General features: G+C 74.3%; 14 protein-coding genes and 1 tRNA gene. 10 read left to right on the top strand and 5 right to left on the bottom strand.

Features of this window, described 5'->3' with window-relative positions; genetic code table 11:
* Positions 1-9 precede the first annotated feature (9 nt).
* Positions 10-1,353, bottom strand: a complete 1,344-nt coding sequence (locus HLA93_RS00955; RefSeq protein WP_222192345.1) for an SLC13 family permease — start codon at positions 1,351-1,353, stop codon at positions 10-12.
* 80 nt (positions 1,354-1,433) lie between these two features.
* Positions 1,434-2,009, bottom strand: a complete 576-nt coding sequence (locus tag HLA93_RS00950) for a 5-formyltetrahydrofolate cyclo-ligase (protein WP_222192344.1) — start codon at positions 2,007-2,009, stop codon at positions 1,434-1,436.
* A gap of 26 nt (positions 2,010-2,035) precedes the next feature.
* On the opposite strand from HLA93_RS00950, the gene HLA93_RS00945 reads away from it, so the two are divergent.
* From HLA93_RS00945 to HLA93_RS00925, 5 genes are all read left to right on the top strand, one after another.
* The gene (locus HLA93_RS00945; protein WP_222192343.1) at positions 2,036-2,977 is read left to right on the top strand and encodes a UTP--glucose-1-phosphate uridylyltransferase; all 942 of its coding nucleotides are present in this window, start codon (positions 2,036-2,038) and stop codon (positions 2,975-2,977) included.
* Positions 2,978-3,009: 32 nt separating this feature from the next.
* Positions 3,010-4,596: a molybdotransferase-like divisome protein Glp gene (gene glp, locus HLA93_RS00940; RefSeq protein ID WP_308127878.1), complete on the top strand. Its 1,587-nt coding sequence runs from the start codon at positions 3,010-3,012 to the stop codon at positions 4,594-4,596.
* Between the two features lies 1 nt (position 4,597).
* The gene (locus HLA93_RS00935; protein WP_222192973.1) at positions 4,598-5,215 is read left to right on the top strand and encodes a GNAT family N-acetyltransferase; all 618 of its coding nucleotides are present in this window, start codon (positions 4,598-4,600) and stop codon (positions 5,213-5,215) included.
* Between the two features lie 230 nt (positions 5,216-5,445).
* Positions 5,446-6,150, top strand: a complete 705-nt coding sequence (gene sepX, locus HLA93_RS00930; RefSeq protein WP_222192342.1) for a divisome protein SepX/GlpR — start codon at positions 5,446-5,448, stop codon at positions 6,148-6,150.
* Between the two features lie 75 nt (positions 6,151-6,225).
* Positions 6,226-6,299 (top strand) — tRNA-Ala (locus HLA93_RS00925).
* Between the two features lie 280 nt (positions 6,300-6,579).
* On the opposite strand, the gene HLA93_RS00920 is transcribed toward HLA93_RS00925, so the two are convergent.
* Positions 6,580-8,103 (bottom strand): dolichyl-phosphate-mannose--protein mannosyltransferase, encoded by a 1,524-nt coding sequence (locus tag HLA93_RS00920; protein WP_222192341.1) that lies wholly within the window; start codon positions 8,101-8,103, stop codon positions 6,580-6,582.
* 104 nt (positions 8,104-8,207) lie between these two features.
* On the opposite strand from HLA93_RS00920, the gene rsmI reads away from it, so the two are divergent.
* Entirely contained in the window at positions 8,208-9,047 is an 840-nt protein-coding gene (rsmI, locus tag HLA93_RS00915) for a 16S rRNA (cytidine(1402)-2'-O)-methyltransferase (protein ID WP_222192340.1), read from the top strand.
* A 57-nt stretch (positions 9,048-9,104) separates the two neighbouring features.
* On the opposite strand, the gene HLA93_RS00910 is transcribed toward rsmI, so the two are convergent.
* Positions 9,105-9,638 (bottom strand): hypothetical protein, encoded by a 534-nt coding sequence (locus HLA93_RS00910; RefSeq protein WP_308127876.1) that lies wholly within the window; start codon positions 9,636-9,638, stop codon positions 9,105-9,107.
* Between the two features lie 96 nt (positions 9,639-9,734).
* On the bottom strand, positions 9,735-10,835 hold the full coding sequence (gene corA / locus HLA93_RS00905) for a magnesium/cobalt transporter CorA (protein ID WP_222192339.1): 1,101 nt from the start codon (positions 10,833-10,835) through the stop codon (positions 9,735-9,737).
* Positions 10,836-11,072: 237 nt separating this feature from the next.
* Here corA and HLA93_RS00900 point away from each other — a divergent pair, with 237 nt between their 5' ends.
* The 4 genes from HLA93_RS00900 to HLA93_RS00885 all read left to right on the top strand — a co-directional run bounded on the left by HLA93_RS00900 (position 11,073) and on the right by HLA93_RS00885 (position 15,458).
* Positions 11,073-11,732, top strand: coding sequence for a hypothetical protein (locus HLA93_RS00900; protein WP_222192338.1), 660 nt, complete (start codon positions 11,073-11,075; stop codon positions 11,730-11,732).
* A gap of 48 nt (positions 11,733-11,780) precedes the next feature.
* Complete coding sequence (metG, locus tag HLA93_RS00895) at positions 11,781-13,601, top strand: methionine--tRNA ligase (RefSeq protein ID WP_222192337.1); 1,821 nt, start codon at positions 11,781-11,783, stop codon at positions 13,599-13,601.
* 91 nt (positions 13,602-13,692) lie between these two features.
* Entirely contained in the window at positions 13,693-14,574 is an 882-nt protein-coding gene (locus HLA93_RS00890) for a TatD family hydrolase (RefSeq protein WP_222192336.1), read from the top strand.
* Between the two features lie 50 nt (positions 14,575-14,624).
* Positions 14,625-15,458, top strand: coding sequence for a hypothetical protein (locus tag HLA93_RS00885; protein WP_308127875.1), 834 nt, complete (start codon positions 14,625-14,627; stop codon positions 15,456-15,458).
* Positions 15,459-15,592 lie beyond the last annotated feature (134 nt).

Here is a 15,592-nt window from a genome sequence, read left to right as displayed (position 1 = left end):
CCTCTTTCCCTACATCCAGCCGGGCACGACGAACACCAGCCAGGCCACGAGCGGCCCGACGGCGACGACGACACCGGAGTAACCGAGCATCTGCTTGTAGAAGCGGTCGCGGTCGATGTCCTGGGCGTTGGCGAGCACCAGCGCCCCGTTGGTGGAGAAGGGGCTGACGTCGACGATCGTCGAGGCGACCGCCAGCGCGGCGACCACCCCGACGGCGCCGATCTCCCCGGCCAGCAGGAACGGCACGGCCAGCGAGATGGCCACACCGATGATCGCGGTGGACGAGGCGAACGCGGACACCACGGCGCCGATGTAGGCCAGCAGCAGGGCGACCAGCAGCGGGCTGCCCAGCGCGGTCACTCCCTCGCCGACGTAGGAGATGGTGCCGGCCTCCTGCAGCACGAACACGAAGGTCAGCACGCCGGCGATCAGCAGCACCGTCGACCAGCTGATCTGCATGACCGCGCCCTTGTGCCGGGCGGCGGAGAACAGCGCCAGCACGGTGGCGATGGTGATCGAGACGAAGCCGATGTCCAGGTCGAAGGCGAGCGCCAGGACGGCGAGGGTGACCAGCCCGACCAGGGTCAGCACCTGCTCGGCGGTCACCCCGGCCCGGACGGTGCGGGTGTCGGTGCGGGTGTCGGTGTCGGCGGACGCCGCCGTCCCGTGCCCACGGACGACGCTGCTCCGGTCGCCGGTGCCGGCCAGCGCGCGCTCCTCGGCCTCGACCTCGTCGCCGACCCGGCGTCCCATCAGCTGCCGCCCACCGAAGACCAGGAACAGCACCACGGCGATCGCCAGGTTGAACAGCAGGCTGGCCAGGAAGATGGTCAGCGGGCTGCCGGGCAGGTCGTTGTCGTCGACGATCCCGTTCACGGTGACGCCGTAGACGCTGATCGGCGAGAAGCCGCCGCCCTGCGCGCCGTGCACGACCATCATGCCCATCAGCAGCGGGTTGATCCGGTGCTTGGCGGCGAAGCCCAGGGCGATCGGCGCGATGATCGCCACCGCGGCGGGGGAGAGCGCACCGATCGCGGTCAGCACCGCGGTGACGGCGAACATCACCCACGGGATGAAGGCCACCCGGCCGGCGACGAGCTTGACCGCGCCGCGCACCAGCAGGTCGACCGTGCCGTTGTTCTGCGCGATCGCGAACAGGTACGTGACCCCGATCAGGGTCAGGACCAGCCCGCCCGGGAACCCGGCGATGATGTCGTCGGTCGACAGCCCCACCGCCAGCGTGCCCACCAGGAACGCCGCCACGAAGGCCAGCGCCCCCATGTTGATGGGCAGCGCGGTGGCGATCGCGAAGATCGCCACGAGCGCCAGGATGGAGATGATCTCGGGTGACACGGTGCTCCTACTGCGACGACGCTGCGGGCGGTCGCCCGGAGACGCCGGTCACTGTCTCATGAGGCGCACGGGGCGGCTGATCAGCGCAGGGGACGCCAGCCGCCGCCCGGGGTGACCACCGCGGACACCCGGTGGTCGTGCTCGCCGGAGGGCAGCTCGTCCACCATCTCCTCGTCGAACACCACCGCGACCAGCAGCGCGTCCGGGCGGGCGTGCGGCAGCGCCCGGTCGTACCAGCCGCCGCCGCGGCCCAGCCGGGTGCCGTCGGCCGCCACGGCCAGCGCCGGCACCAGGACGACGTCCGCGGCGGCCAGCGTCGCGGGCGGCAGCGGCGTGCCCGGCGGCTCCAGCAGACCGAACCGGCCGACGGTCAGCGCCCCCGACCACCACCCCCAGTGCAGCTGCCGGCCCTGTGCGGGCACCACCGGCAGCAGCACCCGCCCGGGCAGCGCGGCGGGCAGTCGGCCGTGCCCCGGCTCCTCGGCCAGCGGCACGGTGGCGGCGACGACGCCGTCCGCCGGCAGGTGCGCGGCCAGGACGTCGGCGAGGGCGTCGGCGGCGCCCGCCCGGGCCTGCGCCGTCCGGCCGGCGCGGCCGGCCAGCAGTGGTGTGCGCAGCGTCGCCTTGGCTCTCACCAGCTCGGGGGAGTCGGGCACCTGGCCAGGCTAGTTACGCTCCCGACATGTCGAGCCCGTCCGCCGATCGCCAGCCCATCACCAAGGCCGTCATCCCGGTCGCCGGGATGGGGACCCGATTCCTGCCGGCCACCAAGGCCGTCCCGAAGGAGCTGCTGCCGGTCGTCGACCGGCCGGCGCTGCAGTACATCGTCGAGGAGGCCGCCCGCGCCGGCCTCGGCGAGGTGCTGATGGTGACCGGGCGCAACAAGGGCAGCATCGAGGACTACTTCGACCGCACGCCCGAGCTCGAGTCGGCGCTGGAGGCCAAGGGCGACCAGTCCCGGCTGGACGCCGTCCACGAGTCCACCGAGGTCGCGCAGGTGTTCTTCGTCCGCCAGGGCGAGGCCAAGGGGCTGGGGCACGCGGTGCTGCAGGCCGCCGCCTTCGTCGGGGACGAGCCGTTCGCGGTGCTGCTCGGCGACGACCTCATCGACGCCCGCGACCTGCTGCTGGAGCAGATGCTCGCCGTCCAGGCCGAGCACGGCGGCGCGGTGATCGCGCTGCTGGACGTCGGTGCCGACAACATCTCCAAGTACGGCGCGGTCGCCGTCGAGGACGCGCACGTCTCCGGTGACGCCGCCGGTGACCAGGTGTTCCGGGTCACCGGGATGGTGGAGAAGCCCCCGGCCGACGAGGCGCCCAGCACGCTGGCGATCATCGGCCGCTACGTCCTGCCCCCGGAGGTCTTCGAGGCCATCCGTGCGACCCCGCCCGGCCGCGGCGGGGAGATCCAGCTGACCGACGCGCTGCTCAAGCTGGTCGAGGACGGCGTCCCGGTGCACGGGGTGGTCTTCTCCGGCCGCCGGTACGACACCGGGGACAAGCTGGACTACCTCAAGGCGGTCGTCCGGCTGGCCGTCGAGCGCGCGGACCTCGGCCCGGACTTCGGTCCCTGGCTCAAGGACTTCGTCGCCGACCTGCCCGCCGAGGGCGCGTCGCCCGCCTGACGGACGTCCCCAGGGGGCACCATCGGGGTCAAGTGCGTCGACCGGCGGCCGCACCCGGCACCAGCCGGGCGCGGCCGAGCCCGGTGACGGTGGTGACGACGGTGGTGGGGATGAGCGACGACAGCACACGTGGGTGGTTCGCCGGCGGTGGCCGGGACACGACCCAGCTCGACCTCGGGCAGGGCTCGCTGGTGCCCCCGCCCCGGGACAACCAGCTGATCTCCGGGCCGACGCCGCGGGTCACGCACGACACGACGCAGGCCTCCCACGACACGGTGCAGGTCGACCGGGCCGTGTTCGCCTCCGACCAGGTGCCCTCACCGGCCGTCGCCACCGGCGACCGCGCACCCGACCCGATGGCCGACACCGGCTCGGTGGACGTCTCCGGGGTGCGGCTGCGCACCGTGGAGCACCACCTGGACGAGATCCTCGGGGCCGTGCCGCAGCCGGCCCCGATCGAGCTCGCCGTGCTCGACGCCCAGGGGCTGCTCTGCGCCGAGCTGGTCACCAGCCAGCGCTCGCTGCCCGCCTTCGACCAGGCCGGCCTGGACGGGTACGCCGTCCGGTCGGCCGACATCGCCACCGCCACCGTGGAGACCCCGGTCGACCTGGCGGTCGTGGGGGAGAGCCTGGCCGGATCCGGTGAGGCCGCCTCGATCGGCGACGGCCTGGCCCACCGGGTCGCGGCGGGCGCGATGCTGCCGGCCGGCGCCGACGTCGTCGTCCCGGCGGCGTGGACCGACCAGGGGGCGGCCCGGGTGCAGGTCTACGCCGCGCTCGCGCCGGGCAGCTACGTCCGCCGCATCGGCGACGACGTGGCCCCCGGCGACACGGCGGTGCAGATCGGCACCCCGATCGGCCCGGCCCAGATCAGCCTGCTGGCCGCCGTCGGGCGGGAGCGGGTGGCGGTGCGGCCGCGCCCGCGGATCGCCGTGCTGTGTGCCGGCGACGAGCTGGTCGACGTGGGCGCGACCGTCGGCCCGGGGCAGCAGGTCGACGTGAACAGCTACGCGCTGGCCGCCGCGGCCCGCGACGCCGGGGCCGAGGCCTACCGCGCCGGCATCATGCCCAACGACCGGCGGCGGATGGTCGAGCTGCTCGAGGGACAGATGCTGCGCAGCGACGTGGTGCTGATCGCGGGCACCTTCGCCAACGGCGGGCCCGACCTGCTGCAGGAGGCGCTCGCCGAGCTGGGTGGGCTGCAGTTCACCCAGGTCGCCATGCACCCCGGTCCGGTGCACGCCTTCGGGCGGCTCGGGGCCGACGGCGTCCCGGTGATCTGCGTGCCCGGCGAGCCGGTGGCCGCGCTGGTGGCCTTCGAGGTGTTCGTCCGGCCGGCGATCCGGCTGATGCTGGGCAAGCGCCAGCTGTTCCGGCGCACCGTGCAGGCGGTGTCGGCGCAGCAGCTGCTCTCACCGCTGGGCTACCGGCAGTACCTGCACGGCCAGGTGATGCGGCACCCCGACGGCGGCTACGTGGTCGAGCCCATCGGTGACGGGGACCAGGCGATGCTGGCGCGGATGGCGCGGGCGAACTGCCTGATCGTGGTGGACGAGGACGTCACCGAGGTGTCGGCCGGCGGGCTGGTCACCGTCATGCCGATGCTGCTCGGGGGCTGAGCTGGAACCGGCGCCGCACCCCGGCTGGCCGGCCCAGCTGAGCTGGGGGCCGGTCGAGCTGCACCCGCTGCGCCGCGGGGACGCCGCCCAGTGGGCCCGGCTGCGGGTGGAGAACGAGAGCTGGCTGGCGCCCTGGGAGCCCTCGGTCGGGATCTCCTGGTCGGCCCGGCACACCCCGGCGGCCTACCGGGCCATGCGCCGGGCGTCGTCCCGCCGGGCCCGGCTGGGGACGTCGCTGCCCTTCGCCCTCCGCTACGAGGGCCGGCTGGCCGGGCAGGTCACCGTGGACAACATCGTGCGGGGCGCGATGCGGTCGGGGCACCTGGGCTACTGGGTCGACCGGGCGGTCGCCGGCCGGGGCGTGGCGTCGCTGGCCGTGGCGCTGGTCTGCGACCACGCGTTCGGCCCGGTCGGGCTGCACCGGCTGCAGGCCGACATCCGGCCGGAGAACCGGCCCAGCCGCCGGCTGGTGGAGCGGCTGGGGTTCCGTCAGGAGGGGTTGTTCCGCGACTACCTCGACATCGACGGCGCCTGGCGGGACCACCTCGGCTACGCCCTGCTGGCCGGCGAGCACCCGGGCGGGGCGCTCGCCCGGTGGCGGTCCCGCAGCCCGTCCTGACCGGCCTGCGGTACGCACCGCACCCGTACGCTGACCAGCCGTTACCGGCCCGAGACCAGCCGTGGACGACGACACGCCGATGTGTCGCGCGGACGCGACGACACACCGGTGGACGTCCCGGTCATCGGCAGTCCGCCGACTTACCTTGACTCCCGAGTGACTGATGTGACTCGTGTGGCCCCAGGGAACGGGGCCCTTCCGTTGTGCCAGGGATGGATCGAGGTGTTGTGATGGGTTCGGGCGTGCTGCTGGCCGCTCTCGTCGTGCTGTGGTTCGTGGTCCTGGTGCCGATGGTGGTCACCCGGGGCGACGGGCAGGCGCGGACGAGCGCGGCGGACTCGGGGCGGACCCTGCAACGCCGCCGCCCCGTGGACCCCGTCGTCCACGCGGAGACCGAGCGGGTGACCATCGACCGCGCGCTGCTCCGCAGTCGCGGTGAGCTGCAGGTCGACGTGCACGCGGTGCGCCGCCGCACGCTGGCCGGCCTGGTCGCCCTCGCCGTCCTGGCGCTGGTCGGCGCGCTGGCCTACCGGTCCTGGCTGTGGGCGCCGCAGGTGCTGCTCGACCTCGCCGTCGTCGGCTACCTGATGGTGACCAAGGCCGCCGCCGATCGGGAGCGCCGTGCTGCCGCCCGGCGCGCCGCCCGGGCCGCGCAGCGTCCTGCGCGGGCCCGCCCGGTGCCGCACCACGCGCCGGCCCCGCGCCCGGCCGCGCCGTCGGTCAGCCCGGAGCCCGCCGTCGCCACCGAGACCGGGCCGGTCCACCCGAGCCTGCCGCTGGCGCCGGTGCACCCGCTGCGGCCCGGCCGTGTCGTCGCCGCACGCACCCCGGCCCCGGCCGGCTGGCAGCACAGCGCGGTCGTCGGGCTGGACGACGACGACATCGGTTTCGCCGACATCGACGTCTACTCCCCGGCGCGGGTCGTCAACGGCTGAGCCGACCAGCCCGACCCTCCGGCGCTGCCCCCGTGGCAGCGCCGGAGGGACCGGGCGGTAAGCTGCTCATCACAAGGGGCTGTGGCGCAGTCCGGTAGCGCACCTCGTTCGCATCGAGGGGGTCAGGGGTTCAATTCCCCTCAGCTCCACCCTTGTCAGGCCGGGCCCTCGGGCCCGGCCTGACGCACGTCCGGGGTCTCCCGGCCGGCCTGACCGCGCCCGCCCGAGCCGGCTGGATGGTCCACCCGGCCTGACCACGCTGCCTCCCCGACCGTGATCGACGGCGGTGGACCGGGGCCCGGGCGGGCGCGCCCCTGGCCATCGGCCGGGGGGTGAGCCGCTCCGGGCATCGCGGTCACCGAGCCGGGCGCGTCCCGCCGGCGGGCTGGCTGGAGGCGGCAGCACGCAGTCGTGCCGGGGGTGCGTCGGTCAGAACCAGGAGGGGAACCACATCCGCTGCAGCCACTCCGGGTGCGACAGCGGCTGCCCGGTGAGCACCGGGTAGAAGAAGACGAAGGTCATCGCCACGGCCGCGACGTACAGGCACACCACGCCGAGCCCGACGTTGCGGCGCAGCGCCGAGGCGGTGGCCGGTCCCAGCGCGTCCTGCAGCACGAGCACGACCGCCAGCACGAAGAACGGCACGGCCGGGGCCATGTAGAAGATGAACATCGTCCGGTCGAGGTTGACGAACCAGGTGAGCCACCCCGCGGCGATGCCGGTGGCGGCGACCACGGCGGCCTGGTCGCGGCGGGCGACGATCCGCCACAGCAGCCACAGCATCGCCGGGGCGAAGGCGAACCACAGGGTCGGCGTCCCGACCATCAGGATGTAGCGCACCACCTGGTCGCCCGCGGCGTCGGTGAGCCCCTGCGGGTTCCACAGCAGGATCGGCCGGCCGGACACCAGCCACGACCACGGGTTGGACTCCCACGGGTGCGGCGAGGACAGGCCGCTGTGGAACTCCAGCCACTCGCCGTGCATGTGCCACAGCGAGCGCAGCGCGTCGGGGACGAAGCCGAAGGCGGTGTCGGGGTGCTGGTCGGCCCAGTGCCGGCCCTGCGCGTTCTCGCCGCGGAACCAGCCGGCGAAGGTGGCCAGGTAGGTCAGCACCGGGACGGCGGCCAGCGCCCAGGTCGCCCCGGGCAGTCCGCGGCGCAGGGCCACCGCGGTGGGCCGGGGCACCCCCGCCGCCCGCCAGGCCGACCGGTCCCACCACAGCGAGAGCAGGGCGAACGCGGCGAGGAAGTAGACGCCGCTCCACTTCACCCCGCCGGCGCAGCCGAAGAGCACACCGGCGGCGATCCGCCAGCCCCGCGGGCCGAGCCGGAAGCCGGTCGCGGTGACCCGGTCGGCGCCGTCCCGGACCCGCTGGCGCACGGAGTCCCGGTCGACGACCAGGCAGGCGACCGCCGAGATGACGAAGACCTGCAGGAAGACGTCGAGCAGCCCGATCCGGCCGAGGCTGAAGGAGAAGCCGTCGAGGGCGAGCAGCAGGCCGGCGAGCAGGCCGAGGAGCGTGGAGCCGGTCAGCCGCCGGGCCAGCCGGGTGAGGACGACGACGGCGATCGTGCCGGCCACGGCACTGGGCACCCGCCAGCCGAGGGAGTCGTAGCCGAACAGCTGCTCACCGACCGCGATCAGCCACTTGCCCAGCGGCGGGTGGACGATGAAGGTGTAGCCGCGGTTGTACTCGTAGCCCAGCTCCCGCAGCTCGGCGGCCTCCGGCGGGTAGTACGCCTCGTCGAAGACCAGGTCGGCCGGGTAGCTGATGTCCCACAGTCGGGTCACCAGCGTGGCCAGACCGAGCAGCGCGGTCAGCACCGCGGCCAGCGTCCGGTCCGACGGCAGCTGCGGGGTGGGCTGGCGGCGGGGCCGGGGCAGCGGGGGGAAGCGACGGTGCGCGGTCGCCTCCGGAGCCGACGCCGTGCGTTCCGGGACCAGCACCGCCATGCCGGCCAGGGTAGTCAGAGGCCCCCCTGCTCCCCGCCGCTCGCAGGCTCGCGGCGGCCCCCTGCACGGGGGCCTGGGGGACCGGGCGTGACAGGCTCGATGGCATGACCGGACGACTCGTGCTGGGTGGTGCACCGCTCGGGCAGCCGGGGGACGTCGGCCCGCGGCTGCGGCAGGCGATGGCCAATGCCGACGTCCTGGCGGTGGAGGACACCCGCCGCCTGCACCGGCTGGCCAACGACCTGGAGGTCACCCTCACCGGCAAGGTGGTCACCTTCCACGAGACGGTGGAGCGCTCCCGCCTGCCCGGCCTGGTGGCCGCGATGAGCGAGGGCCGCACCGTCCTGCTGATCACCGACGCCGGGATGCCCTCGGTCTCCGACCCCGGGTACACGCTGGTGCGGGCGGCGATCGAGGCCGGCATCGAGGTGACCTCGGTGCCCGGGCCCTCCGCGGTGGTCACCGCGCTGGCCGTGTCCGGGCTGCCGTGCGACCGGTTCACCTTCGAGGGGTTCCTGCCCCGCAAGGGCGGTGAGCGGCGCTCCGCGCTGACCGCGCTGGCCGCCGAGCCGCGGACGATGGTGTTCTACGAGTCACCGCACCGGCTGGCCGACGCCCTCACCGACGCCGTGGGTGCCTTCGGGCCGGAGCGGCCCGCGGCCGTCTGCCGGGAGCTCACCAAGACCCACGAGGAGGTCCGCCGCGGGTCGCTGGCCTCCCTGGCCGAGTGGGCCGCTGAGGGGGTGCGCGGGGAGATCACCCTGGTGGTCGCCGGCGCGGTGGCCGGCCCGGCGAGCCTGACGGCGGCGGAGCTGGCCGCCGAGGTCGCCGCCGAGGAGGCCGCCGGCGCCGACCGCAAGGAGGCCATCCGCACCGTGATGGCCCGCACCGGCCTCCCCAGACGCCAGGTCTACGACGCAGTCGTCGCCGCCAAGCCCACCTGACCCCGCCGTTGGTCGCGGTGTGCACCGGACGTCGGTTCTGGGGCAACCGACCAGCGGTCAGCGCACGACCCCGAGTGCGGCGGCGATGCGTGCGATCAGTCGCTCCGGGTGGTGCAGGTCGGCTGCCGTCACGAAGAGCACGCGCCAGCCGGCGGCTGTCAGCACGTTGAGTCGTTGCCGGTCGCGGGCGAACTGGCCTGGTTCGGCGTGCCAGAGCCCCCTACTCCAGCGCGACCCGCTGTACGGGCCAGCCGAAGTCGACATGGGATGACCGCCCGGCCAGCGGGTGATCTCCACGTCGTCGTGCGCCGAGCAGAGCGGGACTCCCCGCAGCGCGGCCGCGCTCACCCCGGTGACGACGCCGTCCGGCAGCAGCAGACGACCCGCAGCCAGCGCCCGCAGCTCGTGCGTGACCGGGACGTCGCGGTGGACGTAGACGTCGGGGAACAGTCGCCTCCAACAGTGCCTGCGCAACTGTGCCCTCGTCAGCGCGCCGTCCCGGACGGCCCCGGAGCCCAGGAACGGGGCGTGGCAGAGGTCGTCGGGCACGGCGAGCACACCACCACCCTGCCGCCCCACAGCCCGCGCCACGTCCGTCGTCCACAGCCCTCCGCCGTTGTGCGCGTGCTGTCGATCAGTCAGCTGTGGACCGACATCTCGTGCACAACGGCGGAGGGAACAGAGGTGTCAGAGCCAGCCGGTGCGCTTGAAGCCGCGGTGCAGGGCCAGGCAGGCGAGCAGCATCACCAGCAGCGCGGCGGGGTAGCCCCAGCGCTCGTCCAGCTCGGGCATGAACTCGAAGTTCATCCCGTAGATCCCGGCGATGGCGGTGGGCAGCGCGATGATGCCCGCCCAGGCGCTGATCTTGCGCATGTCCTCGTTGTCGGCCAGCGAGGTGCGGGCCAGCGACGCCTGCAGGATCGAGGTGAGCAGCTCGTCGAGGCCGGTGACCTGGTCACGCACCCGCAGGGCGTGGTCCTGCACGTCCCGGAAGTAGGACCGCATCGCCTCGGGCACCAGGTCGTTCGGCCGGTCGACCAGGGTGGACAGCGGCAGTTCCAGTGGCAGCACCGCCCGGCGCAGCTGCATCAGCTCCCGCTTGAGCTGGTAGATGCGGCCGCTGTCATCGGTGCGGGCCGGGCTGAAGACCGAGGTCTCCACCTCCTCGACGTCCTCCTCGACGGCGTTGGCGACCTCGAGGAAGTCGTCGACGACGTGGTCGGCGATCGCGTAGAGGACGGCGGACGGGCCGTTGCAGAGCAGGTCCGGCTGCCCCTCCAGCTGGGTGCGCAGCTGGCCCAGCTCACCGTGCGTGCCGTGCCGGACCGTGATCACGTGGTCGGGGCCGACGAACACCATGATCTCGCCGGTGATCACCACCTCGCTGGTCGAGGTCAGCAGCTCGTGCTCCACGTACTGCGCGGTCTTGAGCACCATGAACAACGCCTCGTCGTAGCGCTCCAGCTTCGGGCGCTGGTGGGCGTAGACGGCGTCCTCGACGGCCAGCGGGTGCAGCCCGTAGTGCTCGCCGATCGCGGTGAGCTCGGCCTCGGAGGGCTCGTACAGGCCGAGCCAGACGAAGCCGCCCTGCTCGCGGGCCACCCGGAGCGCTTCGGGCGGGGCGACGTCCAGCCGCTCACCGCGCACGTAGACGGCGCAGTCGACCACCGGGTCGCCGCCGTCCCTCGGCGGGGTCACCTCGCGCGGGACGCCGGCCGGACGCGGGCGCAGGGTCTGTGGGAGGGCCGCGGGGGCGTTCTGGCTGGTGGTGCTGCGGGTGTCGGTCACCGGTCCTCCTCGGGTCTGTCGGTGTCCAGCATCCCCGCCGGCCGGGAGCCCGTGCACGGCACGCGCCCGCCGGGTGGCGAACGACGCTGCCCGCTCCAGATGATCACCAGTCGGACGGCGTCCCGCACCTCGGCCCGGTCTCCCCCGCAGGGGTGAGGCCCGCCCGCTCACCCCTGCGGGGGAGCGGCCGGCGACCCGACCTGATCGGTGACACCCGTCATCGGTCAGGAGAACACCGTGCCCACCGCCGTCCTCGACGACGTCCGCACCGCCTCCGTCGCGCCGCAGCCCGCGGACGTGCGTCCCCGGCGGATGCCGGTGACGGTCGCGGCGGCCGGGCTGCTCGCCGTCCTCGAGTCCGTCGGGCTGCTGGCGATCGGGCTGACCGGCCTGGACGGCGTCTTCGGGGTGGGCGCCCGCCCGTCCGGGGCGCTGGTGGCGGGCACCCTGCTGCTGCTCGCCGGCTGGGTCGTGCTCGCCGCCGGCGGGGGCGCGAGCCTGGTCGACGGGGCCGGCCGGCGCCTGCTGGTGGCGCTCGCCTGCGGGGAGATCGTCCTGCTCGCCGTCCTGGTGGTCGCGGGGCTGCTCGGCGCCGACGGCGTCTGGCTGGTCGCGGTCGGTCCGCTCGGGGCGCTGCCGGTGCCGGCGCTGGCGCTGCTCGCCCTCGCCGTCCCCACCGGCAAGCTGCTGCTGGCCGGCGCGCCGTCGGCAGGGGAGTGGGTGCGGGCCGGCGGCCGGCCGCGCACGGCGCGCTCCGCGCCGGTGGTGCGCCACCGCGCGCTCCGCGGTGTCACCGTGGCCTGCATCGGACTGGCGCTCACCGGGACCGCGGTGCTCGGCGCCCCGGCCGACCCGGCGGCCTCCCCGAGCACCGTCGCCGTCACCGAGGCGCCCTGAGCCGGTGCGGCGGCGAACTGGCTGGACGCAGGTCACTACCCTCAGGCCGTGACAGATCGGCACATCCTCACCGCCGTCGCGTGGCCCTACGCCAACGGCCCGCGGCACATCGGCCACGTATCCGGGTTCGGCGTCCCCTCCGACGTCTTCAGCCGGTTCCACCGGATGAGCGGCGACCAGGTGCTGATGGTGAGCGGCACCGACGAGCACGGGACGCCGATCACGGTCGCCGCCGACGCCGAGGGGATCACCCCGCGGCAGATCGCCGACCGCAACAACCGGGTCATCGTGAACGACCTGGCCAGCCTGGGGCTGAGCTACGACCTCTTCACCCGGACGACGACGGCCAACCACCGCGCGGTGAGCCAGGAGATCTTCCTGGGGCTGCTGAAGAACGGCTACGTCTTCCCGCAGACCACCCTTGGCGCGATCAGCCCGTCGACCGGGCGCACGCTGCCCGACCGCTACATCGAGGGCACCTGCCCGATCTGCGGCTACGACGGCGCGCGTGGTGACCAGTGCGACAACTGCGGCAACCAGCTCGACCCGACCGACCTGGTCAACCCGGTGAGCCGGATCAACGGCGAGACCCCGAAGTTCGTCGAGAGCGAGCACTACTTCCTCGACCTGCCCGCCTTCACCCGGGCGCTGGGCGACTGGCTGGCGACCCGCAAGAGCTGGCGGCCCAACGTGCTGAACTTCAGCGTCAACCTGCTGGAGGACCTCAAGCCGCGCAGCTACACCCGGGACATCGACTGGGGCGTGCCGGTGCCGCTGGACGGCTGGCGCGACCGCAACGACAAGCGGATCTACGTGTGGTTCGACGCCGTGGTGGGCTACCTGTCGGCGTCCATCGAGTGGGCCCGCCGCTCCGGTGACCCGGAGGCCTGGCGGCAGTGGTGGCAGTCGCCGGACGCCGACGCCTACTACTTCATGGGCAAGGACAACATCGTCTTCCACTCCGAGATCTGGCCGGCCCAGCTGCTCGGCTACAACGGCGCGGGCGACAAGGGCGGGACGCCGGGCTCCTACGGGGCGCTGAACCTGCCCACCGAGGTGGTCTCCAGCGAGTTCCTGACCATGGAGGGGCGCAAGTTCTCCTCCTCGCGCAACGTGGTGATCTACGTGCGCGACTTCCTCGCCCGGTACGACGCCGACGCGCTGCGCTACTTCATCGCCGTGGCCGGCCCGGAGAACCAGGACACCGACTTCACCTGGGCGGAGTTCCTGCGCCGCAACAACGACGAGCTCGTCGCCGGCTGGGGCAACCTGGTCAACCGCACCGTGTCGATGGCGGCGAAGAACGTCGGCGCCGTCCCGACCGCGGGCGAGCTCACCGAGGCCGACCGGGCGCTGCTGGCCACCACGTCGGGGGCCTTCGCGCCGGTCGGCGACCTGCTCGGGCGCAACCGGCAGAAGGCCGCGGCGACCGAGGCGATGCGGGTCGTCGGTGAGGCGAACAAGTACCTGTCGGACCAGGCGCCGTGGAAGCTCAAGGAGGACCCGGCCCGCCGGGACACCGTGCTGCACACCGCGCTGCAGGCGATCAAGGACTGCAACGCCCTGCTGACGCCGTTCCTGCCGCACTCCTCGCAGCAGGTGCACGAGCTGCTCGGCGGCACCGGCGTCTGGTCGGTGGCCCCCCAGGTGGTCGAGACCGAGGACCTGGACGACGGCTCGCCGTACCCGATCATCACCGGGCCCTACGGTGAGGGGCAGGCCGTCTGGGCGTCCACGCCGCTGCCGCCGTCCGGTACGCCGCTGGCCCCGCCGAAGCCGGTGTTCACCAAGCTCGACGACTCCATCGTCGCCGAGGAGCTGGCCCGCCTGGAGGAGAAGGGCACCAGCGGCACGGACGGCGAGGCGTGACCCCCGTGACGGCCATGTTGACCAACATGGCCGCGGGGGCCGGACGGTCGTGTCCCGCCGGACCGGCCATGGTGGCCGACATGGCCGCGCGGTGAGCCGGTCGGCGTCCTCGCGGGCGAACCGGCGGGGCGAGCCGCCGCCGTCGCCGGAGCCGCTGCCAGCGCCGGCGGTGGACAGCCACACCCACTTCGACATCGCGGTCGGCGGGGAGGACCGCACGCCGACCGAGGACGAGGTCGACGAGGCGATCGCAGCCGCCGTCGCGGTGGGGGTGCCACGGCTGGTCCAGGTCGGGGTGGACGTCGCCTCCTCCCGCTGGTCGGCCGAGCTCGCCGCCCGGCACCCGAACGTGCTGGCCGCGGTGGCCCTGCACCCCAACGAGGCCGGCGCGGGTGCGGCGACCGAGCAGGCGTTGGCGGAGATCGACCGGCTCGCCGCGCAGCCGCGGGTACGGGCGGTGGGGGAGACCGGGCTGGACCGGTTCCGCACCGGGGAGGACGGCTGGGCCGCCCAGGAGGCGTCCTTCCGCGCCCACATCGACATCGCGAAGCGGCACGGGATCGCGCTGGTCATCCACGACCGGGACGCGCACGAGCACGTGCTCCGGGTGCTCGAGGACGAGGGCGCGCCCGAGCAGACGGTGCTGCACTGCTTCTCCGGGGACGCCGGGTTCGCCCGGGCGTGCATCGAGCGGGGGTACGTGCTGTCCTTCGCCGGCACGCTGACCTTCGGCAACGCCGGGTACCTGCGGGAGGCGGCGGCGCTGACCCCGCTGGACCAGCTGCTGGTGGAGACCGACGCGCCCTTCCTCACCCCGGCGCCGTTGCGCGGCCGGCCGAACTCCGCCCGCCTGGTGCCGCACACGGTGCGGGCGCTCGCCGAGGTCACCGGCGTCCCGCTGGAGCAGCTGTGCGGCGCCCTGACCGCCACCGCCGAGCGGGTGTTCGGGCGCTGGGAGCCGGAGAGTCCGTAGTAGCAGCGGGAGGGCGCCACCTCCACGCCGATCCGGGGCACACTGGGGGCGTGGGCCGCCTCATCGCCGTCGTGCTCTTCATCGCCCTCATGGCCCCTGCCGGGCTGCTGGCCCGGGGCTGGTCGCACGCCTCGGCGCGCCGGGGCGCTGCTGCCGCCGGCGTCGAGTTCGTGCCGGTCAGCCCGTCGGCGACGGCGCACCTGGACCGGCAGGCCGTGCACGGGCGCCGGCTGCGCCGGCTGGGCCTGCTGGCGGGGGTGGCCGCCGTGATCACCACGGTGGTGCTCTTCGCCGAGGCGTCGGTGTTCCTGTGGGTCCCGGCGCTGGCCACGGGTCTGCTCGCCGGCGTGCTGCTGGCCGAGGTCACCCGGCCGCGGGCGCGCTGGGCGCTGTCGAGTCCGGCCCGCCGGCCCCGGCGCGGTGAGCAGATCTCCCTGGGGTTGCTGTGGACGATGCGGGCAGCCGTCGTCGGTGTCGTGCTGAGCAGCGTGTGGCTCTCCGACGAGCTGGGCAGGGCGCTCACCGTCACCGCGCTGGCGGTGCCGCTGGGGGGCTGGGTGCTGGCCGAGCTCGCGCTGGCCCGGGTGCTGCTGCGCCCGCTGCCGGCCGAGGGGGCCGACGTGCCGGTCGACGAGGCGCAGCGCACCTGGACCGCGCACCTGGTGGTCGGCGCGGCGAGCGTGCTGGCGCTGCTGCCGCTGGGTGCGCTCCTGCTGCGGGCGGCGATCGACCTCGATGACCGGGTCACCTCGGACGGCGCGGGCCTGCTGCCGGTGGCCTTGGTCGCCGGCGGGTTCTCCGCACTCATCGCCGGCGTGCTGGTCGCCGGGTTCCTGCTCACCTGGCTCCGGCCGGTGCGGCAGACCACCCCCGCGCTGGCCTGAGGGAGGTCCGGTGCCTCGCCCGCTGTGTGCGGGACCGTTCACCGGGGCTGCGAATGTGCGGTTGGCCACGGTGGACGGGGGCGCTCAGGAGTGTCCAACCGGCGTGTGAGTGACTGAACGTGTCGGCGCGCCTG

Origin of the sequence: Modestobacter italicus, assembly GCF_019799965.1 — a bacterium.
In the GTDB taxonomy this organism is placed as follows: domain Bacteria; phylum Actinomycetota; class Actinomycetes; order Mycobacteriales; family Geodermatophilaceae; genus Modestobacter; species Modestobacter italicus_A.
This window is presented reverse-complemented; position numbering and strand designations above follow the sequence as displayed.